21 protein-coding genes are annotated in these 19,400 nt (G+C 46.7%); 1 reads left to right on the plus strand and 20 read right to left on the minus strand.

Features of this window, described 5'->3' with window-relative positions; translation table 11 throughout:
• Positions 1–37: 37 nt before the first annotated feature.
• The 19 genes from U5L07_05165 to U5L07_05255 form a co-directional block, all read right to left on the minus strand.
• Positions 38–1,201, minus strand: a complete 1,164-nt coding sequence (locus tag U5L07_05165) for an acylneuraminate cytidylyltransferase (GenBank protein ID MDZ7831118.1) — start codon at positions 1,199–1,201, stop codon at positions 38–40.
• A 94-nt stretch (positions 1,202–1,295) separates the two neighbouring features.
• Positions 1,296–2,957: an ABC transporter ATP-binding protein gene (locus U5L07_05170; protein ID MDZ7831119.1), complete on the minus strand. Its 1,662-nt coding sequence runs from the start codon at positions 2,955–2,957 to the stop codon at positions 1,296–1,298.
• 288 nt (positions 2,958–3,245) lie between these two features.
• The gene (locus tag U5L07_05175) at positions 3,246–3,722 is read right to left on the minus strand and encodes a four helix bundle protein (GenBank protein ID MDZ7831120.1); all 477 of its coding nucleotides are present in this window, start codon (positions 3,720–3,722) and stop codon (positions 3,246–3,248) included.
• Between the two features lie 52 nt (positions 3,723–3,774).
• Positions 3,775–5,025: a nucleotidyltransferase family protein gene (locus U5L07_05180; GenBank protein ID MDZ7831121.1), complete on the minus strand. Its 1,251-nt coding sequence runs from the start codon at positions 5,023–5,025 to the stop codon at positions 3,775–3,777.
• A gap of 339 nt (positions 5,026–5,364) precedes the next feature.
• Positions 5,365–5,667 carry a GDP-mannose 4,6-dehydratase gene (locus tag U5L07_05185; protein ID MDZ7831122.1) on the minus strand — a complete coding sequence of 101 codons (303 nt, stop codon included), beginning with the start codon at positions 5,665–5,667 and terminating at the stop codon, positions 5,365–5,367.
• Between the two features lie 83 nt (positions 5,668–5,750).
• Positions 5,751–5,963, minus strand: a complete 213-nt coding sequence (locus U5L07_05190) for a hypothetical protein (GenBank protein MDZ7831123.1) — start codon at positions 5,961–5,963, stop codon at positions 5,751–5,753.
• 442 nt (positions 5,964–6,405) lie between these two features.
• Positions 6,406–6,627, minus strand: a complete 222-nt coding sequence (locus U5L07_05195) for a hypothetical protein (protein ID MDZ7831124.1) — start codon at positions 6,625–6,627, stop codon at positions 6,406–6,408.
• An 802-nt stretch (positions 6,628–7,429) separates the two neighbouring features.
• Positions 7,430–8,104: a hypothetical protein gene (locus U5L07_05200; GenBank protein MDZ7831125.1), complete on the minus strand. Its 675-nt coding sequence runs from the start codon at positions 8,102–8,104 to the stop codon at positions 7,430–7,432.
• On the minus strand, positions 8,097–8,684 hold the full coding sequence (locus U5L07_05205) for a DUF6036 family nucleotidyltransferase (protein ID MDZ7831126.1): 588 nt from the start codon (positions 8,682–8,684) through the stop codon (positions 8,097–8,099). Before U5L07_05205 ends, U5L07_05200 begins: the two co-directional genes overlap by 8 nt.
• Before the next feature lie 99 nt (positions 8,685–8,783).
• A complete protein-coding gene (locus U5L07_05210; GenBank protein MDZ7831127.1) occupies positions 8,784–9,047 on the minus strand; it encodes a hypothetical protein in 264 nt (87 codons plus the stop codon).
• Between the two features lie 552 nt (positions 9,048–9,599).
• Positions 9,600–10,277 (minus strand): nucleotidyl transferase AbiEii/AbiGii toxin family protein, encoded by a 678-nt coding sequence (locus U5L07_05215; protein MDZ7831128.1) that lies wholly within the window; start codon positions 10,275–10,277, stop codon positions 9,600–9,602.
• Positions 10,252–10,551: a hypothetical protein gene (locus tag U5L07_05220; protein MDZ7831129.1), complete on the minus strand. Its 300-nt coding sequence runs from the start codon at positions 10,549–10,551 to the stop codon at positions 10,252–10,254. The genes U5L07_05215 and U5L07_05220 overlap by 26 nt, the downstream gene beginning before the upstream one ends.
• Positions 10,552–10,782: 231 nt before the next feature.
• Positions 10,783–11,238, minus strand: coding sequence for a PIN domain-containing protein (locus U5L07_05225; GenBank protein MDZ7831130.1), 456 nt, complete (start codon positions 11,236–11,238; stop codon positions 10,783–10,785).
• A complete protein-coding gene (locus U5L07_05230; GenBank protein ID MDZ7831131.1) occupies positions 11,231–11,479 on the minus strand; it encodes an AbrB/MazE/SpoVT family DNA-binding domain-containing protein in 249 nt (82 codons plus the stop codon). Before U5L07_05230 ends, U5L07_05225 begins: the two co-directional genes overlap by 8 nt.
• Before the next feature lie 281 nt (positions 11,480–11,760).
• Positions 11,761–12,177 carry a PIN domain-containing protein gene (locus U5L07_05235; protein ID MDZ7831132.1) on the minus strand — a complete coding sequence of 139 codons (417 nt, stop codon included), beginning with the start codon at positions 12,175–12,177 and terminating at the stop codon, positions 11,761–11,763.
• 523 nt (positions 12,178–12,700) lie between these two features.
• On the minus strand, positions 12,701–12,916 hold the full coding sequence (locus U5L07_05240) for a hypothetical protein (GenBank protein ID MDZ7831133.1): 216 nt from the start codon (positions 12,914–12,916) through the stop codon (positions 12,701–12,703).
• Positions 12,917–13,181: 265 nt separating this feature from the next.
• Complete coding sequence (locus U5L07_05245; GenBank protein MDZ7831134.1) at positions 13,182–14,201, minus strand: Rpn family recombination-promoting nuclease/putative transposase; 1,020 nt, start codon at positions 14,199–14,201, stop codon at positions 13,182–13,184.
• A gap of 322 nt (positions 14,202–14,523) precedes the next feature.
• Entirely contained in the window at positions 14,524–15,924 is a 1,401-nt protein-coding gene (locus U5L07_05250) for an ATP-binding protein (protein ID MDZ7831135.1), read from the minus strand.
• 519 nt (positions 15,925–16,443) lie between these two features.
• Positions 16,444–16,992 carry a transcription termination/antitermination NusG family protein gene (locus tag U5L07_05255; protein ID MDZ7831136.1) on the minus strand — a complete coding sequence of 183 codons (549 nt, stop codon included), beginning with the start codon at positions 16,990–16,992 and terminating at the stop codon, positions 16,444–16,446.
• A 514-nt stretch (positions 16,993–17,506) separates the two neighbouring features.
• Here U5L07_05255 and U5L07_05260 point away from each other — a divergent pair.
• Positions 17,507–18,169, plus strand: a complete 663-nt coding sequence (locus U5L07_05260) for a methyltransferase domain-containing protein (protein MDZ7831137.1) — start codon at positions 17,507–17,509, stop codon at positions 18,167–18,169.
• Here the strand turns inward: U5L07_05260 and U5L07_05265 are convergent.
• Positions 18,160–19,083 (minus strand): 3-hydroxyacyl-CoA dehydrogenase, encoded by a 924-nt coding sequence (locus U5L07_05265; GenBank protein MDZ7831138.1) that lies wholly within the window; start codon positions 19,081–19,083, stop codon positions 18,160–18,162. The two genes, U5L07_05260 and U5L07_05265, sit on opposite strands and share 10 nt — an antisense overlap.
• Positions 19,084–19,400 lie beyond the last annotated feature (317 nt).

The raw sequence follows: 19,400 nt of genomic DNA on the forward strand, positions 1-19,400 counted from the left end.
AGCATCTGTAGAAAAAATTTATAAAATCATCGTCTTTTTATTTTTGCATTATCAAATCAGCCAGTTCCCGGATGGCGCCATTGCCGCCATTTGCTTTAAGAATAATGGATGCATGGGTTTGCGCATCCGGGTGCGCATCTTTCACCACCACCGGGCACCCCACGTTTTTTAAACAATCGAGGTCATTTACATCATTTCCGAGGTAGATCAGGTTCTTAAGTACTGCCTGTTGCGCAGTTGCCCAGCGGTTTAATTCCCGGAGTTTGTCGTCAACGCCATGAACGTATTCTATATTCAGTTTTTTGCATCGGGCGGCGACGACAGGATTTTTTTCCGTTGAAATCACGACCATGGGAATGCCTGCGCGCCGCATTTCAGCCATTCCCCAGCCATCGCTTCGGCTGCAATTGACTCCTTCATTGCCTTTTTCATCAATAAAGACCCGATTATCAGTAAAGACGCCGTCAAAGTCAAAAACAATGCCGTCAATTTTATCCGGCAATCTTTTGACTGCCAACGACGTATCCTTTTGCCTCATCAGCATTTCAGCAATACGCAAATCAATAGGTTCGTCGATTTCCCAGCAACGCTCTTTAGGCATGACATACATTGCTGTTTTGCCGAAAAACCGATGGCCCACATTCAAAAACTCAGGGGCTTTCATGACATAAACAGCTCCGGCCTCAATATATTGGGGGAGCTGCTCCTGTCGCATGAGCCGTCTGCCTTTATCGTGATTGATACCCACGGTGTTGCCTGAATTGTCTTTTTTCCAGAGAAAATAATGGAATGGCGCAACCGAAAGTGCGGAATCCGAATTTTCATCAATCAGGGCATTGACGGTGCCGTCAATGTCTTCGGCAATTGTCAGCGGAGAAGTGCATTGAAGAAAAACGATTAAGTCAGGACAGTAACTTTCAGTATCACCCAAATGCCGCAGCGCATGCAAAAGGGCGTCTTCGGATTTGGCGGCACCTCCGCTGATGTCAGCGGGCCGCCGGATGACATCAGCACCATACTTTTGTGAAATTTCCTCTATTTCTGGATCGTCTGTCGATACAATGGTTCTATCAACCAATTGGCTCAATTTTGCGGCCTCAATGGAATGTGCAATCAAAGGTTTTCCAGCAAGTGATTGGATATTTTTCCGAGGAATACCTTTCGATCCGCCTCGGGCCGGGATGATCGCCAATATTTCCAAAATTCAGCTAACTCCTTTATCTTAACGTTTAAGGCGCAACAAATATTTCTTAAATAGAGGACGGCGGTTTTAATTGAAACTAAAACCTTGTCAATTAATTCGATTGGGCCATTTGCCGGAACTCATCATGCAGATCGATGAGCTCATCATATTTTCCGCTAATTTCGACTTTTCCATCTTTCATAAAATACAAGGTGTCGCTGTTTTGAACGGTGGACAGGCGATGGGCAATCATAATGATGGTTTTTTCACCCTTAAGCTGAGAAATGGATTTTATAACCGCCTTTTCCGTGGCGTTGTCCAGGGCTGAAGTGGCTTCATCCATTATCAGGATCTCCGGGTTATGGTACAGGGCCCGAGCTATGCCGATGCGCTGGCGCTGGCCGCCGGAGAGCTTGATGCCGCGCTCGCCAATTACGGTATCAACACCTTGGGGCAGTGTTTGAGCAAAGCCATCCAATTGGGCGGCGCGGATGGCCTGCCAAAGCTGCTCTTCATTAATTTGTGCATCGTCTATCCCCAAAGCGATATTCCTGCGGATGGAATCATCGGTTAAATAAATAAACTGCGGGATATAGCCGATATTTGTCTGCCAGGCACGCAGGTTGGAATAAATATCGCGGCCATCCACTGAAATGCGCCCGCATTCAGGTTCCAAAAGGCCGAGGATGGTATCAACCAGAGTGGTTTTCCCGGAACCGGTCTGGCCTACCAGGGCAATACAGTGGCCCTTGGGCAATGTTAAATTCACATCTTTAAGAGCGTATTCACCGCAATTGGGATAACGAAAGCATATGTCTTTCAATACAAGCGCTTCTGTCATATGCCAGCGGCGCTGCTCGCCGGCATTGGATTTTTTCAGCTCATTTTTCTTCTTCCTTTGCTCCAATAGCATCAGATCATTGTAGACGGGCTGAATACTTACTAAACCAGAGTTGAGCTGGTTGACGCCGCTAACTACAGCACTGATACTGTTTTTCAGCTTGACAAATGAGACGGCAAACAGGGCCAAAGTAGGGGCCACGGACTCTGCTTTCTGGCCCATCACTATCAGGGAGAGGGTGATGCCAAGAAGACCGGCCACTGCCACAAATTCCAAATATGGGGCAGTAATTTTACCGGTAACACCCTGAAAGCGCGCTTCTTTTATCGTCTCCCGCAGGCTGCGAACAAAGCTGGCCACAAAATGCTTTTCCCTGTGAAGGATGCGAAGCTCCTTGATAACACCAAGCCCCTGCTGAATGGATTTGAACATCAGCTTGCGGTGCTCCTGGGCAGCACGGCTGTATGCAATAATTTTCTTTTTAACCAACCATTGAAAGCCGCCGCCGGCGAAACCCAGTACGGCTCCTGCCACGGTTGCCATGACTGGCTGCACGGCTAACAACAAAACCATTATTGACACCCCAATCATTCCCTGCATGGTTAAGGAAAGAAGCGGCATTAAAACTCTGTTTATGATTTGACTTGATTCGGAAATGGTATTTCGTAAGAATTCAGAGGAGTTGCGCTGGATATGAAACAGATAAGGCGCGCTCATATAGGCGGTGAACAGGCGGCGGGTAAGCTGAAACCGACGGTTTTGCGCAAAACGGATCTGTAAATAGTATTGAAAGCAAAGATATAAGGTCTTGATTGTAAATACAAATAAAAGGGCAGCACAGCCCCAGATGAGAATGCCGCGGGTATCTGTGATGCCCAGAAAGCCGAGGATCGCTTCGGCCGGCGCATACTGCAGGATTTTTTCCGGGTTCATGGCCGCGCTGATAAAGGCCGGGATCATGCCGATACTGAAGGTTTCCAGAAAGGCGCCAATAATCATTCCGACCAAAAGAATGAGAAAAACAATCTTATCCCGACGGTTGAAGAGGAAGCGGAGGCGGTTTAGAGACGTGAGCAGGCCTTCGGTGTTGGGTTCTGTAGTTTGTTTTATCATATCGTTAAAAGCAATGAGTGCCGAGCAATGAGCAATGAGTTATGAACAATGGGTTATGAGTTGTGAAGTATATTTTATTGTTTTTCGTGTCAAGTTTTGCAGATTGAGTTATTTTTGTTTTCGGACTGAGGCTTTTAGGCCACCGATGATTCGGGCAAGCTCTGAAGCGGCTTTATGAACTGTTTGAAATTTTTCTTTTGAAATATAGCCAACATCCAGAGCCACATAGAGCTGGGATCTTAACTCAGCACATGATGCTTTGGCGATGGTCAGAAACTGGTGGAATTCAGAGCTGCTGCCGCGTTCAAATCCTTCTGCTAAATTGGACATAACAGAGACGGATGCCCGCTGGATTTGGTTCGTCAATCCAAAACCTCTACAAAATGGTCTTTCTAAGGTGACGTCATGGCGAAGGAACTCAAATTTGGGGTTGTCCATCAAATGGTAGATGTTGGATTTATTGCCGGTGAAGCAGTTATCCACGCAAATGAGTTCATCGCCGTTTTCAAGCAGGCGTTCGCATAGATGGGAGCCTAAAAAGCCGGCGCCGCCGGTGACGAGTATACGTTTGGGTATTTTTTTCATAGATAGAATGTGGTTATGTGGTTTAAAATAAAGGGGTAAGAAAAAAGTGATTTTATCTGCCCATGGATAGCCATTGTTTTAATTGATAATCAGTATTCCCCTGGTTGAAGCGCGAGGTGTAGCTGGCATCAAAGAGATAGGATTTGATTATGGATGATATTGCTTTGAGGGTCTGGCCAAACCTTACAAAATAGCTTTTAAGTATCATACGATTATTTTTGGGTTTTATATATCGGTTGGCCATAAACTCCCGGGGCGGCAATAAGATTTCTTTGATAAATTGCGTTTTTGCCAGCCATCCCCGGCGGCTGCGCCATTTGAAAAGATGGCGGTGCAGCGGCGCAAGTTCCCTTTTGGTAAAAACCCTTTCTTCTGCCGCGTCAACCATTTCACTGGTCTGAAAATTTTGCAATACAAAATCCGGGATGTTTGCGTGAAGGTATTTTTTCGTAAAATAAAGTGACAGCATGAGGCAGTTAAGCGTGCCCCAGGTTTGCGAACGGGTGATCAGTTTCTGCCAATCGATTGACTGGTGGTGATGCTCAAAAGTTATCGCGATGTCATAAAGCGTGCTCAACCCAAAAGCGAATAGGTGGTCATATGCGGCATGGAGGCAAAGGTATATGATTAAATGTTCCGGGGATAAGAGATAGACCGGATTGTCATTTAACGCAGCCGGCCGGGCATCCTGCCACAGATCGGATGCGGGTATGTTAAAAGGGCCGCCGACTTCTGTAATGAAGCAATGGATTTCGAGCAGGCATTTTGTTTCCGGGTGGATCAGCGGCTGAAAATGCTTGTAATGTTTCAGGATGTCGTAATGGTAGTTCGCGTCATTTTTTTCATGGGCATTGTTTTTATCGTAAAAAAACCGGTAGCCGGCGTCAAAGGCGGTTTGGACGGTTTCAGGCAGATGCTCTTCTTTTACCAGGATGTCCAGGTCTGACATGGGTCTGGCGGCAATGTCCTGGTAAACGAATTCTGCCAGGTGCGCGCCTTTTAAGAGAATGACCGGGATGTTTTTGTTGTTGAGCCGGGTCAGGAGTTCGTCTAGCTGGTGGAAAAGCGCCATATTTTTGGCGGCAGTGGCCAGGTATTTTTTGTGGAGCTGCCGGAGTACATCCGCCGGGAAGAGAGATTCGGCCCGGTTGTGTTTGATTTTGCTATAGAGCAGCGGGGCGATGCGGTGGCGGTTGGCTTCGGACAGGATTTGGGTCCGGGTTTCCGCGTTTAAACCTTCCAAAGAGGCTTTTTGAAAATCATTGTTTAGAAAGGTTAGAAGGATTTGGTGTTTAGCAAGCATTAAAAAGTTTTGATTTAAAGTTTTGAGCCGGATGGGCCAGTTTGGTGGATGCGCTGGCGCTTATCTGATTGGTGGATGCGCTTCGCTTATCTGATTGGTGGATGCGCTGGCGCTTAAGTTATTGGTGGATGCGCTTCGCTTATCTGATTGGTGGATGCGCTGGCGCTTGGGGTTTGGTGGATGCGCTGGCGCTTATCTGATTGGTGGATGCGCTGTCGCTTATCCACCCTACGAGATTATCCTGATTGGTGGATGCGGTGGCGCTTATCCACCCTACGATTTGCTACGAGATTATCCAGTTATTGGTGGATGCGCTGGCGCTTATCCACCCTACGGTTACTACGGTTGCTTAATAAATTCGGCCGGCCCGGTAATGGAGCGGTCCACGTGGGATTCTGCGGCCAGGTGCATGACCGCATCGAACCGGTGTTTGTCAAACAGGCCGGCCAGGGCCGATGGGTCGCAGATATCGATCTGCTCAAACACGTGTCCGGGGCTTTCCATGACATCGGCCAGGGAATCGAGGTTACCGGCATAGGTGAGCTTGTCCACGTTGATCACGCGGCAGCTTGTGCGGCCGATCAAGTAGCGGACTAAGGCTGAGCCGATGAAGCCGGCGCCGCCGGTGATTAGAATATTCATTGTGTTAAGTTTTAAGTTTTAAGTGTTAAGTTTTAAGTGGGTTCAGGGTTTGGGGGTTATTCGTTGTAGTCAAAGGTGTCAACTCAACTTTCCAGATCGGCACGTGTCAATCCTTCTGCGTTCAGTAAATCTTCAAGGTTAACTCCGGGGCGGCTGTTTTGTCTGTTTTTTATTATCTCTGAAAAATAAATATGCTCCAGCAAGTCTTTTGCTTCTTCCATCCGCTCCCATTCCTCAAAAGGAACAATTGCAGCAGTTTTATTTCCTGAAGCATCTGTTACAAATTGTACTTCCATGATTTACCCCTATTGTGGATGCGGTTCGTTTAAGTTGGTGGTGGTGGTGGTGGATGCGCTTCGCTTATCTGATTGGTGGATGCGCTGGCGCTTATCCACCCTACGGTTGCTTATCCGGGCTGCGGGTTTAGGTTTTTAATATAGTTCGGGTGTAGGGCGGATAAGCGGTAGCGCATCCGCCGAATGATTATTCCTTATCGGTGTCGATCCGGTTTGACAGCATTTTCTTTATTTCTTCAACATCCATATCAGTGAGCCGGGCAATTTCTTCAATGGACATGCAGAGGTGGGGTCGGACCCGGCTAAGTGTTTGTTATTAATAGGGAATCAATTCAGAAACAGGGGGTTTTTGCTCTTAAAAGGCGCTTTTTGGGGGCAAAAAGTGCCTTTTAAGAGTTGAGATGGCATTGGTTTTCAGCTTATCAGAAATGACCACGAGTTGTTACTGTTCTTTGCCTGACAGCAGGTGCAGCGGGATTTCGACAGGTTCATTATTCAGTATTTTTCTGACCAGGGTGATGTCCAGGTTGGCTATCCGGGCGATCATTTCTTCGGACAGCCCATTTTTTTTTGCATTGCGGACCAATGTGATCACAGTTTCATGGCTGCCTTCCTGTCTGCCTTTCTGCATGCCTTCCTGTCTGAGTTTTTCTGCGGTTGTCATGGCAATATCCCCTCCTTTATCTGAAATGCAGGCAATTGATTGAACAATTTTGGCTGTTTCAATCTCGGTTGCCTGTAGTAGGTAGTTTATCACAGCTTTCTGAAACGGGGTCGGACCAGCATAACAAGCTCAAATATCATTCAATACATCCCACAAGAGCCTGTTTTAACGCCTTAGATGGTTAATGGTGAATGGTTATTGGTTATTGGTTATTCGTTAATGGTTAATGGTTAATGATAGCCGATAACTGGTAACCGATAACTGATAACTGAGATTCTCTAATGGGGTCGGACCTATATAACGCTCCGCATAACCCGCCGAGGGAAGGAGGTCGGGTTGATGCGGTTAGGAGTCTGTGTTTAATTTAGAAATTTTTTGTTGGTGGATGCTTTTTCGGTGATCAATTGGTGGATGCGCTGGCGCTTATCCACCCTACGGCTGGTGGTGGATGCGCTGGCGCTTATCCGCCCTACGCGCTACGAGATTTAATTGCTCAATTGGTGGATGCGCTGTCGCTTATCCACCCTACGCGCTACTGAGGCACGGTAAATTTGTTCTATCTATTTTTCAGGCGGGCACGGTGGCCCGCCCTACGAATGGGGAAAAACCCGATTCATCGTAGGGTCGGCCACCGTGCCGACCATAAATTCTTGATTTCATTAACCTAATACCTAATACCCAAAACCTAAAACCCGATAAATTACTTAGAAGCGTTTAAAATTTTAATGCCTATGATTCTCCCTTTGGATATTGCTGTCATGTTTTGACCGCTTAAGGGTTCAAAAGGAGCATGAAATTGGCGTCAGGGTCGCTCTAACAGCTTTTTAGCCAAGCTGTGCAGATCAGTATTTGCAAGCGCCACCACCTTTTTTTTGACTGCCCTGGAAAAATATTCCTGTTCTGTCTTGGTTAGCGGGTAACCTTCCAGCTTTTTTTTAAACAATTCCTTTTGTTTTTGAGAAAAAACCTGTGACATCGCATATTCCAGGGAAAGCTCGGTAAACCTTTCCTGCCGCAGTTTTTCTCTTTCTGCTTTTTGTTCAAAATACAATTCAAAGAGTTTTTTTACTCTTTCTGAATCAAGTTCTATATCGTTTATTTTTAAGGGGTGATTTTTAGCTAAATCGGTCTTCCTCGCTGAGACCATATATTTATCTTCCTGGGAAAGATTTTTTTTCAGATTATTCCACCATGAAAATGAAAGATGATAAAAAGAAAAAAGAGCGGCGGATAATAGCATGAGTTGATGAAAGCGGTCTTTATACGTTTTGCTTCCCAATTTCTGAGCAACCTGTTCAGGATCGAATTGATAGTTTTCACCTGCGTTTGCCAGAAGCACAGGAAATCCTTCCAAAAGCCGGGTGTCTTGGCTTTTCACTATCTCAGCCAATGTTTCATTTGCATCCTGTGAATCGCTGGGCTCGAACATGGGGAATCCGAGCTTCGATAAACGGCTCAAAAGCTCTTTGTCATTCATGGCCGTCCTTTTCCTGCAACAGCTTTAGGAAATGATCGAGATTTGATCTTAACCTTTCTTCAGCGATATCATAGGAAACCAGCTCCTTGAAGTGCGATGCAAGCAGCTTTAAATCAAGGTCTGAACGACAGGCTATGGCTAATGCCAAACAGTCCTCGAAATCAACCTTTGTCCCCCTTAACAGCTTGCTGCTGATCAAGTCGTAATGATTTAAAATTCCAACATAAAGATGAGAAAATTCAATCAAGACGGAGTGCCTGCCCTCCTCAAGCGGAGAGTCCGGAAGTTCTGTTGTATGGATGCGGTTGCCTCTGAAAATATCAAAATGGAATTGCTCGCCATGTCTTTGCCATCCAGGGCCGGTAACCGATTTATAGCCCATTGCCTTTAATTGTTTGATCAGGTAATCATACTCTGCTGGTTGAGGGACCATAAAGTCAACATCTTTGGTCGAGGCTTTCGCGCCAATCAAGGTCATGGCTGTTCCGCCGCAAGCTATTAGGTGTACCCTGCGATTCAGGAAATAATTCCAACCTTTCAAAATATCAAAAAGTTGATCTTTGTTTAAAGCATAGTGCATTTGAGTTAAAATATACAAGTTTTTGTATATATAACAACAAAAACTTGTATAAAAATATACAAAATCAATTGGAAATAGGGTCGGACCTACATAACTAACTCATAAATCGAAAAATATTTGCCACAGAAGCCTGTTTTCATTCCTTAGAATTGCCTTTCTGCAATCAAAATTGACATTGTAAGGAACTGTTGCTTCTTTCAATGCATAAGCAGCCCCTGAAACATAGTTGCTGATACGTCTGTACTTGGCCTTTATCCCAAGCTTGGCTTTGATACACTCAACAAATTCGGCGGAACCGGCTGTTACGGATTCGGTCCAGAGAAACGCGTGAGGTTGGACCAGCATAACAAGCTCAAATATCATTCAATATATCCCGAAAGAGCCTGTTTTAACTTCTTAAATGGTGAATGGTGAATGGTTATTGGTTATTGGTTAACGAATAACGATTTATTCAAGGGACGGTATCCCGTTTTCATTTAAATTGTTTTTTCGAGGTTATGGGCAGCAGGCGGAAAAGGGCGCCGGTGCATAATTGTTTTCTCATGGGCGAAATGGCAGCGGCAAAAGGTTTTTGGTGGATGCGGTTCGTTTAAGTTGGTGGTGGTGGATGCGCTTCGCTTATCCACCCTACGGTTGCTTATCCGGCCTACGGTTGTCAAAATTATAATTATTGGTGGATGCGCTGGTGATTGGTGGATGCGCTGTCGCTTATCCACCCTACGGTTGCTGCGGTTTCCAGGTTTTTGGTGGATGCGCTGGCGCTTATCCACCCTACGATTATGCTGGCTGGCGCTTATCCGGCCTACGGCTCATGTAGGTGCAGGGCTTCATGGCCCAAATTGCAAAGAAAGCGACCCGTACGCGGGGAAATGCCCATATCTGCTTGGTTTTATTCTGGTTGAAGTATGTGGCCGATTACCCATGTTGCAAAGAATTGGGGCGCCCCAGCAGGATATCTTTGGCGATCATCTGAATGCGCTGATGCAGTTTCTGACAATCTACCGGCTGTGTCCATTTTATTCTCTGAAACACATCGGCGGGGATATCATGACACAACTCTGAAATCGCGACAGGCTCCACCCACAAATCCTTTTGCCGGGCCTCTTCGATAATCTCTTCCCAATCAAACGGATATCTTCCAGCAATAAAGATGATATCGGCAAAATCTTTAGCTTCCTGCCGGCTCAGGGCACAGATTTTATTGGATAAGATATTGCGCCAGCTATCGATACGCGGAAAGATGGCACTTTCAAGGAGTTCACCGAAATGGGTTTCAATATCGTTGACAAAATCCATTTTCAGGCGCAGCTCGTCCTGTTGCAGAAAAATTCGTATAAAATCATTCGCTCTGGCGCCGAGATCAAACCGCCAGGCACTTTTTTTGAGAAAACCGATTATGGTTTCCACCTGCGCTTGAAAGTCTTCGGCGTTATTAATGAAAAAATCCAGATCATCGGAAAAGCGGTGCTCCAGATATACCCGGCTTAAAGCGGTTCCGCCTGTTAAATAAAAGCCGGTTGTCAACGATCCAATCGATTGCAAAATCGTATCCTGAAACGGATACAGTTTATTGACATAAAACGGATCGGACATACTGATATTTTCTTTGCAAATCTTTTGGGAAAAGCCCCTGAAGCACATTGTCCTGAAGCAGGAAACGCACTTTGTCAGCCGGTAAGATTTTCAAGATTGTATACCAATCCAGGGAGGTAAGCATACGCCGGTAGATATTTATTTCTTTAACCGGGGATTCTTCGTGCCCGGGCTGGTTATAAAGAAGGGCGTAAATCTCTTCCGCGGATATCTGCAAATCCCAGTACAAATTGGACAGTATGTCCAGTTTTTGTTTTTTGGATAAGGGTTTCATATTTCTTCCCCGATCTCGACAGTCCAAAGTTCTGTTATTCGGCGGAAATGACAGGCTTTCGGCCGATGCGGTTCGTTTAAGTTGGTGGTGGATGCGCTGGCGGTTATCCGGCCTGGTGATTGGTGGATGCGCTGGCGCTTATCCACCCTACGGGTTATCCGGGCTGCGGCTGATTCCAGATTGGTGGATGCGCTGGCGCTTATCCACCCTACGGGTTATCCGGGCTGCGAGCTACTGTTTAAATGAAAGCATCATTTCAGGTGGGAGTGATTTGATAAAGTGACGATCATTTGAAATAAACAAGTCAGCCTGGTTATGCAGGCCTGAGGCCACAATCAGGGCGTCTATTGTCCTCAATGTTTTCCAGTTTACCTGTTCATGCTGCCCCACACTGTCTAAAACCTCAGTGGTAATTTGCTGACAATGGCTGTTGGGGAAATTGAGAAGATAGTTTTTAACGGCCGCGGCGACATCTGTTTTGCCGGCTCTCAGCGGCCCCTGCATGACTTCGGATATAGAAAGGATTGATATGACGGCATTGCCGGCACCTTCTTCAATCATTGAAAATAATTCCCGCGACAATTCATGGTAAGGCGCTATCTCCTCGGTTAGATAGATTATGATGTTGCTGTCAATCAGCACCTTTTTGTCCCTGACGGATTCTTTCAGCGCTTTAACATCAATCATTCTCCCGTTCCTTCCGGGATGCGTCAAGGAATGCATCTACGCTTTCAGGTGTATCCCCAATCGTTTTTTGTGTTAATCCAGCTAATTTTTGTGTAAAAGAGGGAACAGTTTCCAGGGTCAGACGACTTTTCTCTTTATGAATCAAAACCTTGCTGCCCGGCTTGATATTCATTTCTTTCCGGATGTGTGCCGGCAAAACAATATATCCTCTTTTGGACACAGTAACGGTTTCTGATTTCATGCTGCAAATCTCCTTTTATGCATTTATTTTTATTATATGCAGCATAAATTTTTGCGTCAACTGTTTATAAAAATTGCAGTTGATTGGTGGATGCGCTGGCGCTTATCCGGCCTACGAGATTATCCGGGCTGCGGCTGATTCCAGATTGGTGGATGCGCTGGCGCTTATCCACCCTACGGTTTATCCACCCTACGGGTTGAGGTTTTAGGTTTTGCCGGATGCGCTGGCGCTTGGGGTTTGGTGGATGCGCTGGCGCTTATCCACCCTACGGGTTTTAAAACTTATTGATCGGTTGGGAGCATTTCAAAACCTGCAGTTATGAAATGCTTATCAGCGGTCAATGCTTTTGTGACACCAAGTTCCTTCATCAGCACAAAACTGGTACAATCGGTGAAAGAAAAGGATTGATCCTGCCAGTCAAAGAACCATTGAATGGCTGTTTCTTCTCTTTCAGGAGTTATCCAGTACATTTTGCAGCGCGGGCTTTTGGAAACCATCGCCCACCATTTTTTCGCCGCATCCAAGCCGATACGCATCCGAATCAATGTTAAAGTTTCATCGACAATATAATTGGACGTGGCTAAAACCCCCTCATTTTCAAGCCACTGATCACGTGCGGCAATTGCAGCAGCATTAAGAGGGTCTTTACGATCCGCCATTGCCATCCAGCCTGCGGTGTCGACAAACAAACAATTCATTTTAGCTGATCAAGAATACAGGAGAGTATCGTGGTCTGCTCCACTCAGTCCGTCAGAAGATTCTCCGATGGCGATAGCTTGATACAAGGGGTCATTCGCGAGTGGACTGGTAATCTCGCATTCTTCCTCAATCGGCACAATTCGAAAAGCCGGACGGCTCCTGTAGAGTACAGTATATTTTTCTCCTTTACGGACGCCTTCGACTATTTTGGGAAGAGAGGAGCGAAGCTCTTTGGTGTTAATTATATGTTGCATTTTTATAGCCTGGTAAATACAAAACGATTTATAAGTTCATCTTAAGTTTAACCAGCTTGATGCGCCTTGTCAACACGCTCAATTTGGGCCCCATCTATTTTTCGGGCAGGCACAGTATAGATAATTGGCGGATGCGCTGGCGCTTATCCGGCCTGGTGATTGGTGGATGCGCTGGCGCTTATCCACCCTACGGGCTACGGGCTGAGGATTTTAATATGATTCGGGTGTAGGTGTAGGGCGGATAAGCTGGAGCGCATCCGCCGAATGATTATTCCTTATCGGTGTCCATTCGGTTTGCCAGCATTTTCTTTATTTCTTTAACATCCATATCAGTGAGCCGGGCAATTTCTTCAATGGACATGCCGTTTGATTTCAGCCTGGACATCAATTCCAGTTTGCCTTGCTGCATGCCCTGCTGCATGCCCTGCTGCAATCCTTGCTGCAAACCTTCTTCTCTTAATTTTTCAGCGGTGGTCATGGCCAATTCACCTCCTTTTGGCGAGATTTGGTTTAATTGATGCCTGACCGTTGATTTCGCAAAATTTAAATCGAGGTGTTGGTTTTGGTGGATGCGCTTCGCTTATCCGGCCTACGGGCTTTACGGGCTGGTGGATGCGCTGGCGCTTATCCGGCCTGGTGATTGGTGGATGCGCTGGCGCTTATCCACCCTACGGGCTACGGGCTGAGGATTTTAATATGATTCGGGTGTAGGTGTAGGGCGGATAAGCGGGAGCGCATCCGCCGAATGATTATTCCTTATCGGTGTCCATTCGGTTTGCCAGCATTTTCTTTATTTCTTCAACATCCATATCAGTGAGCCGGGCAATTTCTTCAATGGACATGCCGTTTGATTTCAGCCTGGACATCAATTCCAGTTTTCCCTGCTGCATGCCTTGCTGCATGCCCTGCTGCATGCCCTGCTTCATGCCCTGCTGCATGCCTTGCTGCATGCCCTGCTTCATGCCCTGCTGCATGCCCTGCTGCAATCCTTGCTGCAAACCTTCTTCTCTTAATTTTTCAGCGGTGGTCATGGCCAATTCACCTCCTTTTGGCGAGATTGAGTTTAATGCGGCGGCCATTTTGTTTTTGTCGATTTCTGTGGATCGATAAATATATTTTATTACAGTCTCAAGAAATATCAAGCCCCTATCATCTTCAAAATAAATCCTGCCGACCTCGAAAAATTCCTTCAGGGACTTTTCGAGCGCTTCGGGATTGGAGATATATTTGAGAACCAAAAGGGCCATCTTGACTGAGGCCAGATCAAACAGCCGGTCCTTGATGACCTCAATGGAATATTTGGATAAATCAATAAACTGATATTTGAAAGCCGGTGTGTAGCTCAAAATTTGGGCATCAGACCACTTAAAGCAGTCTGCGATGCCGCCGGGCGCCCATTGCTGGCGGCCGTGATAGAGCACAATCGGAATAATCGGCGCCGGCTTTTTGCGTTGTTTGATTTGTTCATTCCATATGCAGGCGAGGTAACGGAGGAGCTGAATTGGTAAATTTGCATCCGGAATGCTCTTGTGTTCAAAAAGCAGGCTGACTTTGACACGATGGCCCATATACTGACAGGAATAAACCAGATCGGAGAAATGGTAGCGCAAATCATTGTCCGTGTATGAGGTATTTTCAAGCCGCAGGCTTTGCAGGTCAAGGTTGTCCCGTAAGTCCGGGGGCAGCATGTATTGGAGCAAATCCGCAATATGGGCCTTTTGGGAGAAAATTTCTTTGAAAAACTGATCATGATTGCCGGGTTTTTCCATTCAATTGATGCCTGAGCGTTGATTTCGCAAAATTTGAATCGAGGGGGTTGTTTTTGGTGGATGCGCTGGCGCTTATCCACCCTACGGGTTGGTCGGCACGGTGGCCGACCCTGATTGGTGGATGCGCTGTCGCTTATCCACCCTACGGGTTGACCGGCCTACGGGTTGCTACTGGATGCGCTGGCGCTTATCCGGCCTACGGGTTGTTGATTGGTGGATGCGCTGGCGCTTATCCACCCTACAAGCTACAAGCTCTGCGGCTGTTGTTGCGTTTAGGATCACGCAGAGGATTATGGTATCTGCCTCATTTTTGGGTTATGGGTTATGGGTTATAGGGGATGGTTTCCAGGTAAAGGTTTTCATTGCTTTCGGCGATTTTTAGGAGAACGTCTGTAAAGCCGGATTGGCTAAAAATGATGTAGTGCCTTCGGGTTTGCGCATCGGAAGGCACTTTTTTCGATTTTTCGATCAACTGGTAAAAAATGTTTGCGTCAATTTTTTGTCGGCTGTATTTGCACTCACCGAAAATCATATCCGACTCGTTTTCGGCGATGCCGACGAGGTCAATTTCTGTGTCTTTGTCCCACCATCTGCCGACTTTCAGGAGATTTAAAGGTATTTTTTGTTCGCTCGTCAAATCCATTAGACGGTTTCTACAGATATCTTCATAGATGAAGCTGACGTGATTTTCCCTGAAATTGGCTTTGATTTTTTCGATCACCGGCCCTGAATTCTCAATTTCAAGATAGCTTCGGTATGGATAGACGAACTTGAACCAAAAGCTGATGAAGTTGTCTTTAATCCTGTAAAGGCCCTTCTTGCTTTTTTCCGGATTGCTCTCCGTAACCGGGACTTCTCTTGTGATAATGTCCAGATCCTGAAGCGTTTTTAAATATTTGGTAATTGCCGATTGGCTGACACCGAGGGCCGATGCGATTTTGCCCAGTTTTGTCTTTCCCGCGGCAATGGTTTTGATGATCGAAAAATAGGTGCCGGTTTCCCCGAACTCCTGCTCAAGCAAAAAAACGGGTTCTTCGTATAAAAAACTGCGCTTGGAAAGAATATTGTCTTCGATGGTCTTAAAAATATTTTCAGCAGGCTTTAACAGTTCAATATATTTTGGCACTCCTCCGGTAACAGCGTAATATTCCAGCAGGTTCATCGCCGACGGGTTGTCATAAAACAGGTGGTAATGCGTAAAAGGTATCTGGTTCAGCCGGATTTGCCCGGTCCGTCTGCCATACAAGGGGCTTGAGTAAGAAAGCGTCTGCTTAATCATCATGCCCACAAGTGAGCCGCATAAAATCATCATGATATTGGCTTCTGCCAGGCAATGGTCCCAGATTTTCTGTAAAATGGAAGGAAAGGAGGGATTTGTCTTTCCCAGGTATTGAAATTCGTCGATGACGACCACTTTTTTGACATCCGGCTGATAGTCTCTCAATGTGGTCAGGATTTCTTCCCATTCCAGCACGACGTCTTTTTTTAAGAATCGATTTCCCGTGAAGTCGGCAACATTTACCTGGACATTTTTTTTGTTTTCCCTTTCGGATTCTTCCGTGGCCACAAAATAAAAAGCGGTTTTGTCTTCAATGAAATGCTTGACCAGGGTGGTTTTTCCAATTCGTCTTCTTCCGTACAGGATTACAAGGGAGGCCCTGTCTTGACGGAATTCATCTTCAAGGAATTGGAGTTCATTGGCTCTGTTGATAAATTGGGTCATAATTATTATACTTTCAATTATAATAAATGAGAGTATAATAATCTTTGATTGGAATCAAGTGAATTTTCTAATTCGGTATGTAATTCGGGAACAGTATATGAATTTTAATTTAAGTGCTTAGATGATTTTGTGATTATGTGATTCCTTCAGCTGATTGGTGGATGCGCTGGCGCTTATCCACCCTACGGGTTGCTACGAGATGTAAGGCGGATAAGCGGGAGCGCATCCGCCGGGCTTAATTTTTTAATGATTCCGGGCGCCCTTCTATGGGATGTGCCCGGGACCAAACCTCGATAGGGGCGGCCACCGGGCCGACCGTTTGCTCGATTGGACGCACTTCGTCCCTCTCGGGGGCAGCGGCTTTCCCGACAAGGTATTGATTGACTGAAATTACGAAACCTTAACGGCCCTGTGGATAGGCAGCCATTAAGGAATTTTTACCCTCAGCCCGCCCTTCTCCCGGAGTGAGAAGGGGGCGACGGCATCTTAAGTTATTAAGTTAACGGCACTGATTTAGGCTCAGGTTATGGGCTCCACCATGTCTGCGTCTAGGGTGACGGCCATGGCCTGCATGATGGTGGATACCGATAAAACCAATCGGCAGTGCCTGTCCTTGCGTTCAATAATGCCTTCTACGTCTTTGAAGGGTCCTTTTTTCACCCGGACCATCTGCCCCTCTGACACGTAATCATACGGGTATACGGGGGCTTCTGCGGAAATGACCTGCTGGATGCGGCTCAATTCACTGACCAGCTGCCTCGGTGCCTCAACTTCGATAATCCGGGCGATCTGATCGGAGCGCAGGGCCTGGTGGCGCTCAAAATCATCCGCCCTGAAAAATAAATATCCGTTAAAAAGCGGCATGAGGCTGTAGCGCACGCGGTTTTGGCTCGTTTGGCGGCGCTTGTACATGGGCAGATAGTAGCCGATGCCGGCCTCCGCCAGGTACTTGGCAAGGGCCTTTTCCCGGCGGCTTTTGGTGTGCGCCACGCGCCAGGGCTTGTCAGCGGCCGGGCGGCTCAGAAGATCCGGCGGAAAAATCGGCTCCGGATTTTGGTTATCTGCCAATGTCATGTTATTATTATTATATTTTTCAGATAGTTAACAGTTGTCCCCCGAGCCAATTTACCGCGCACCATTGATCTGCCTTCTATCCGGGTCTTAATAAATTTTACCGAAAAAAATTTTTATAAAATGTCTAAGGCGGGCTTAAGATCGAGTACGCGGCTAGTAATAAAAATAAAGCCGGTTTCTCTATTAATTTTTGTATTAATACAGTCTCCATTTAAAGAAATAATGATCATTTGGTTATTTCCAAAGCGTAGAATGTATAGTTTAAAATCAAAGGATTTGTCAAGAATTGATTATTAAGAAGTAAAAACCTTAAGTGCTTGTCAGACAGGAGATGACAAACTTTTGCGGCATGCTTGAAAAATGAGTCAACTTTGGTTGAAGCTTTTAATTCAATAACGAGGGTTTATTTTTTCTTTAATAAGCTGTATATGGCTGGTATGGTCGGCGAAATCGTTAATTTTTTAACCATATAAACACATGATAGCTTAACCTGTTTAAAAAAATCTTTATGGAAAATCATTCAATTGCCACAAAATACGACCTGGAAACCGTGCCCATCGGCATTGGCGGAAAACGCATGGAGTTTTACCGGGTGGGCAACTTAGAGCCCTTGATCGAAAAAATATTTGCCAATGAAAACAGCAAGTTCACCGATTTCCCGGTGTGGATTAAAATCTGGGAGGCATCGCTGGTGCTGACGGATTATCTGCTGGATGAGGTGCTCAGTGAACCCAGGCATATTTTAGAGATCGGCGCCGGCATGGGGATTACCGGCATGTTTCTGGCCGCCTTCGGCCATCAGGTGACCGGCACGGACAATGAGGACGACTGCCTGGATCTGCTCAAGCTCAATAAGGCGCATAATGGGTTGAACAACCTAAACATCCGGAAACTGGACTGGCACGAGGCGGAGCTGGCCGAAAAATTTGATCTCATCTGCGGCTCGGAAATCATTTACAAGGAATCAGCCATTAAGCCGGTTGAATCCTTGATCAAAACGCATTTGAAGCCGGATGGCACCGTTTACCTGGCCCATGACCAGCAGCGGATGAATGTCGGGAAATTCCTTGAGCAATTGTCTGAGGACTTAACCGTTGAGGAAATTGCAAAAACTTTTACCGGCAAAGATATGGCCAGGCGGATTCTGATTCATGTTATCCGTTATGCATAATCACTTTCGTCCTTTTTCTCCAGAAACCCCGGCTGGGCGTAGGCTGGATCGGGGTATGTGTAAAAGCCCTGGCCTGTTTTGGCGCCCAGGCGGCCTTCGTCCACATATTGTTTCATAAACTCCGCATTGGCCAGCGCCTGCTTGTCCTGGAGTTTATTGGCCCAGTAGTCGGTAATCTTCCAGACCGTATCCAGGCCGATTGAGTCCATCAGGCCGAAAGGGCCGATCGGCGTATACATCACGCCCATCCAGGCCCGGTCAATATCCTCGACAGAGGCCACACCCCTGGCAGCCAAAGACTGGGCGGATTTAAACAGCTCCATCAGCATGGCATTGAACACATAGCCGTTATTTTCCTTTTTCAGCATGATGGGCACCAGTTTATTGCGTTTGGCAAATGCTTCGATCAACGCGACGGTTTCCCGGGCGGTGCCGGGATGGGGCATGATATCGACCACCGGGGTTACCCGCAGATCATGGAAATGGAAGGCGGCAAACTTATCCGGCCGGCCCGTGGACTCGGCAAACGTAGAGGGCTTTAGAGAGGAGGTATTGGTGGTAAAAATGGTGTGTGCGGGGCAGATTTCATTAAACTGGGCGAAGACCCGGCCCTTGAGCTCCGGATCCTCCGGAATGGATTCGCTGACAAAATCAGCTTTCTGACCGGCTTTTTGGGGATCCGTGCTGGTGTGAAGCCTTGCCAGGGCCGCATCTGCCTCTTCCCGGGACAGCCGATTGGACTTCACATATCTATCTGCCAGTCTTTCCGCCCGTTTCATGGCTTTATCCAATAACTCCTGGCTGATATCATAATAGATGACATCGTAGCCGCCAGCCGCACAATGAAAGCCGATCTGCTGGCCCATAGTCCCGGAGCCGATGATCAGCACCTGTTTGATGTCGTCTATTTGCATGATGTGCTCCTTTTATCTTTTTTACCCTCATTTTTACCCTCATCCCGACCTTCTCCCAGCGGGAGAAGGGGAACCAATTCCGCAAATCCCTCCTTTTTCAAAGCGCTGATGGTGGATGCGCTGGCGCTTATCCACCCTACGGATTGCTCAGGGCGTAGAAAACGTAGGGCGGATAAGCGGGAGCGCATCCGCCGGGCTTTATTTATTAATGATTCCACGGCGCCGCCCTTTTTAATGGCGGGCACGGTGGCCCGCCTTACAATGGGATTGTGCAATTTAAAAAACCGTCGATAGGGTCGGCCACCGTGCCGACCGGC

It is taken from the genome of Desulfobacterales bacterium (genome assembly GCA_034520365.1).
GTDB lineage: Bacteria > Desulfobacterota > Desulfobacteria > Desulfobacterales > Desulfosalsimonadaceae > M55B175.

Excerpts from the sequence above, each read along its gene's own strand:
- U5L07_05170 (MDZ7831119.1), bottom strand. The coding sequence starts at position 2,957 with ATGAACCCGGAAAAAATCCTGCAGTATGCGCCGGCCGAAGCGATCCTC.
- U5L07_05175 (MDZ7831120.1), bottom strand. The coding sequence starts at position 3,722 with ATGAAAAAAATACCCAAACGTATACTCGTCACCGGCGGCGCCGGCTTT.
- U5L07_05180 (MDZ7831121.1), bottom strand. The coding sequence starts at position 5,025 with ATGCTTGCTAAACACCAAATCCTTCTAACCTTTCTAAACAATGATTTT.
- U5L07_05185 (MDZ7831122.1), bottom strand. The coding sequence starts at position 5,667 with ATGAATATTCTAATCACCGGCGGCGCCGGCTTCATCGGCTCAGCCTTA.
- U5L07_05190 (MDZ7831123.1), bottom strand. The coding sequence starts at position 5,963 with ATGGAAGTACAATTTGTAACAGATGCTTCAGGAAATAAAACTGCTGCA.
- U5L07_05195 (MDZ7831124.1), bottom strand. The coding sequence starts at position 6,627 with ATGACAACCGCAGAAAAACTCAGACAGGAAGGCATGCAGAAAGGCAGA.
- U5L07_05200 (MDZ7831125.1), bottom strand. The coding sequence starts at position 8,104 with ATGAATGACAAAGAGCTTTTGAGCCGTTTATCGAAGCTCGGATTCCCC.
- U5L07_05205 (MDZ7831126.1), bottom strand. The coding sequence starts at position 8,684 with ATGCACTATGCTTTAAACAAAGATCAACTTTTTGATATTTTGAAAGGT.
- U5L07_05210 (MDZ7831127.1), bottom strand. The coding sequence starts at position 9,047 with ATGATATTTGAGCTTGTTATGCTGGTCCAACCTCACGCGTTTCTCTGG.
- U5L07_05215 (MDZ7831128.1), bottom strand. The coding sequence starts at position 10,277 with ATGTCCGATCCGTTTTATGTCAATAAACTGTATCCGTTTCAGGATACG.
- U5L07_05220 (MDZ7831129.1), bottom strand. The coding sequence starts at position 10,551 with ATGAAACCCTTATCCAAAAAACAAAAACTGGACATACTGTCCAATTTG.
- U5L07_05225 (MDZ7831130.1), bottom strand. The coding sequence starts at position 11,238 with ATGATTGATGTTAAAGCGCTGAAAGAATCCGTCAGGGACAAAAAGGTG.
- U5L07_05230 (MDZ7831131.1), bottom strand. The coding sequence starts at position 11,479 with ATGAAATCAGAAACCGTTACTGTGTCCAAAAGAGGATATATTGTTTTG.
- U5L07_05235 (MDZ7831132.1), bottom strand. The coding sequence starts at position 12,177 with ATGAATTGTTTGTTTGTCGACACCGCAGGCTGGATGGCAATGGCGGAT.
- U5L07_05245 (MDZ7831134.1), bottom strand. The coding sequence starts at position 14,201 with ATGGAAAAACCCGGCAATCATGATCAGTTTTTCAAAGAAATTTTCTCC.
- U5L07_05250 (MDZ7831135.1), bottom strand. The coding sequence starts at position 15,924 with ATGACCCAATTTATCAACAGAGCCAATGAACTCCAATTCCTTGAAGAT.
- U5L07_05260 (MDZ7831137.1), top strand. The coding sequence starts at position 17,507 with ATGGAAAATCATTCAATTGCCACAAAATACGACCTGGAAACCGTGCCC.
- U5L07_05265 (MDZ7831138.1), bottom strand. The coding sequence starts at position 19,083 with ATGCAAATAGACGACATCAAACAGGTGCTGATCATCGGCTCCGGGACT.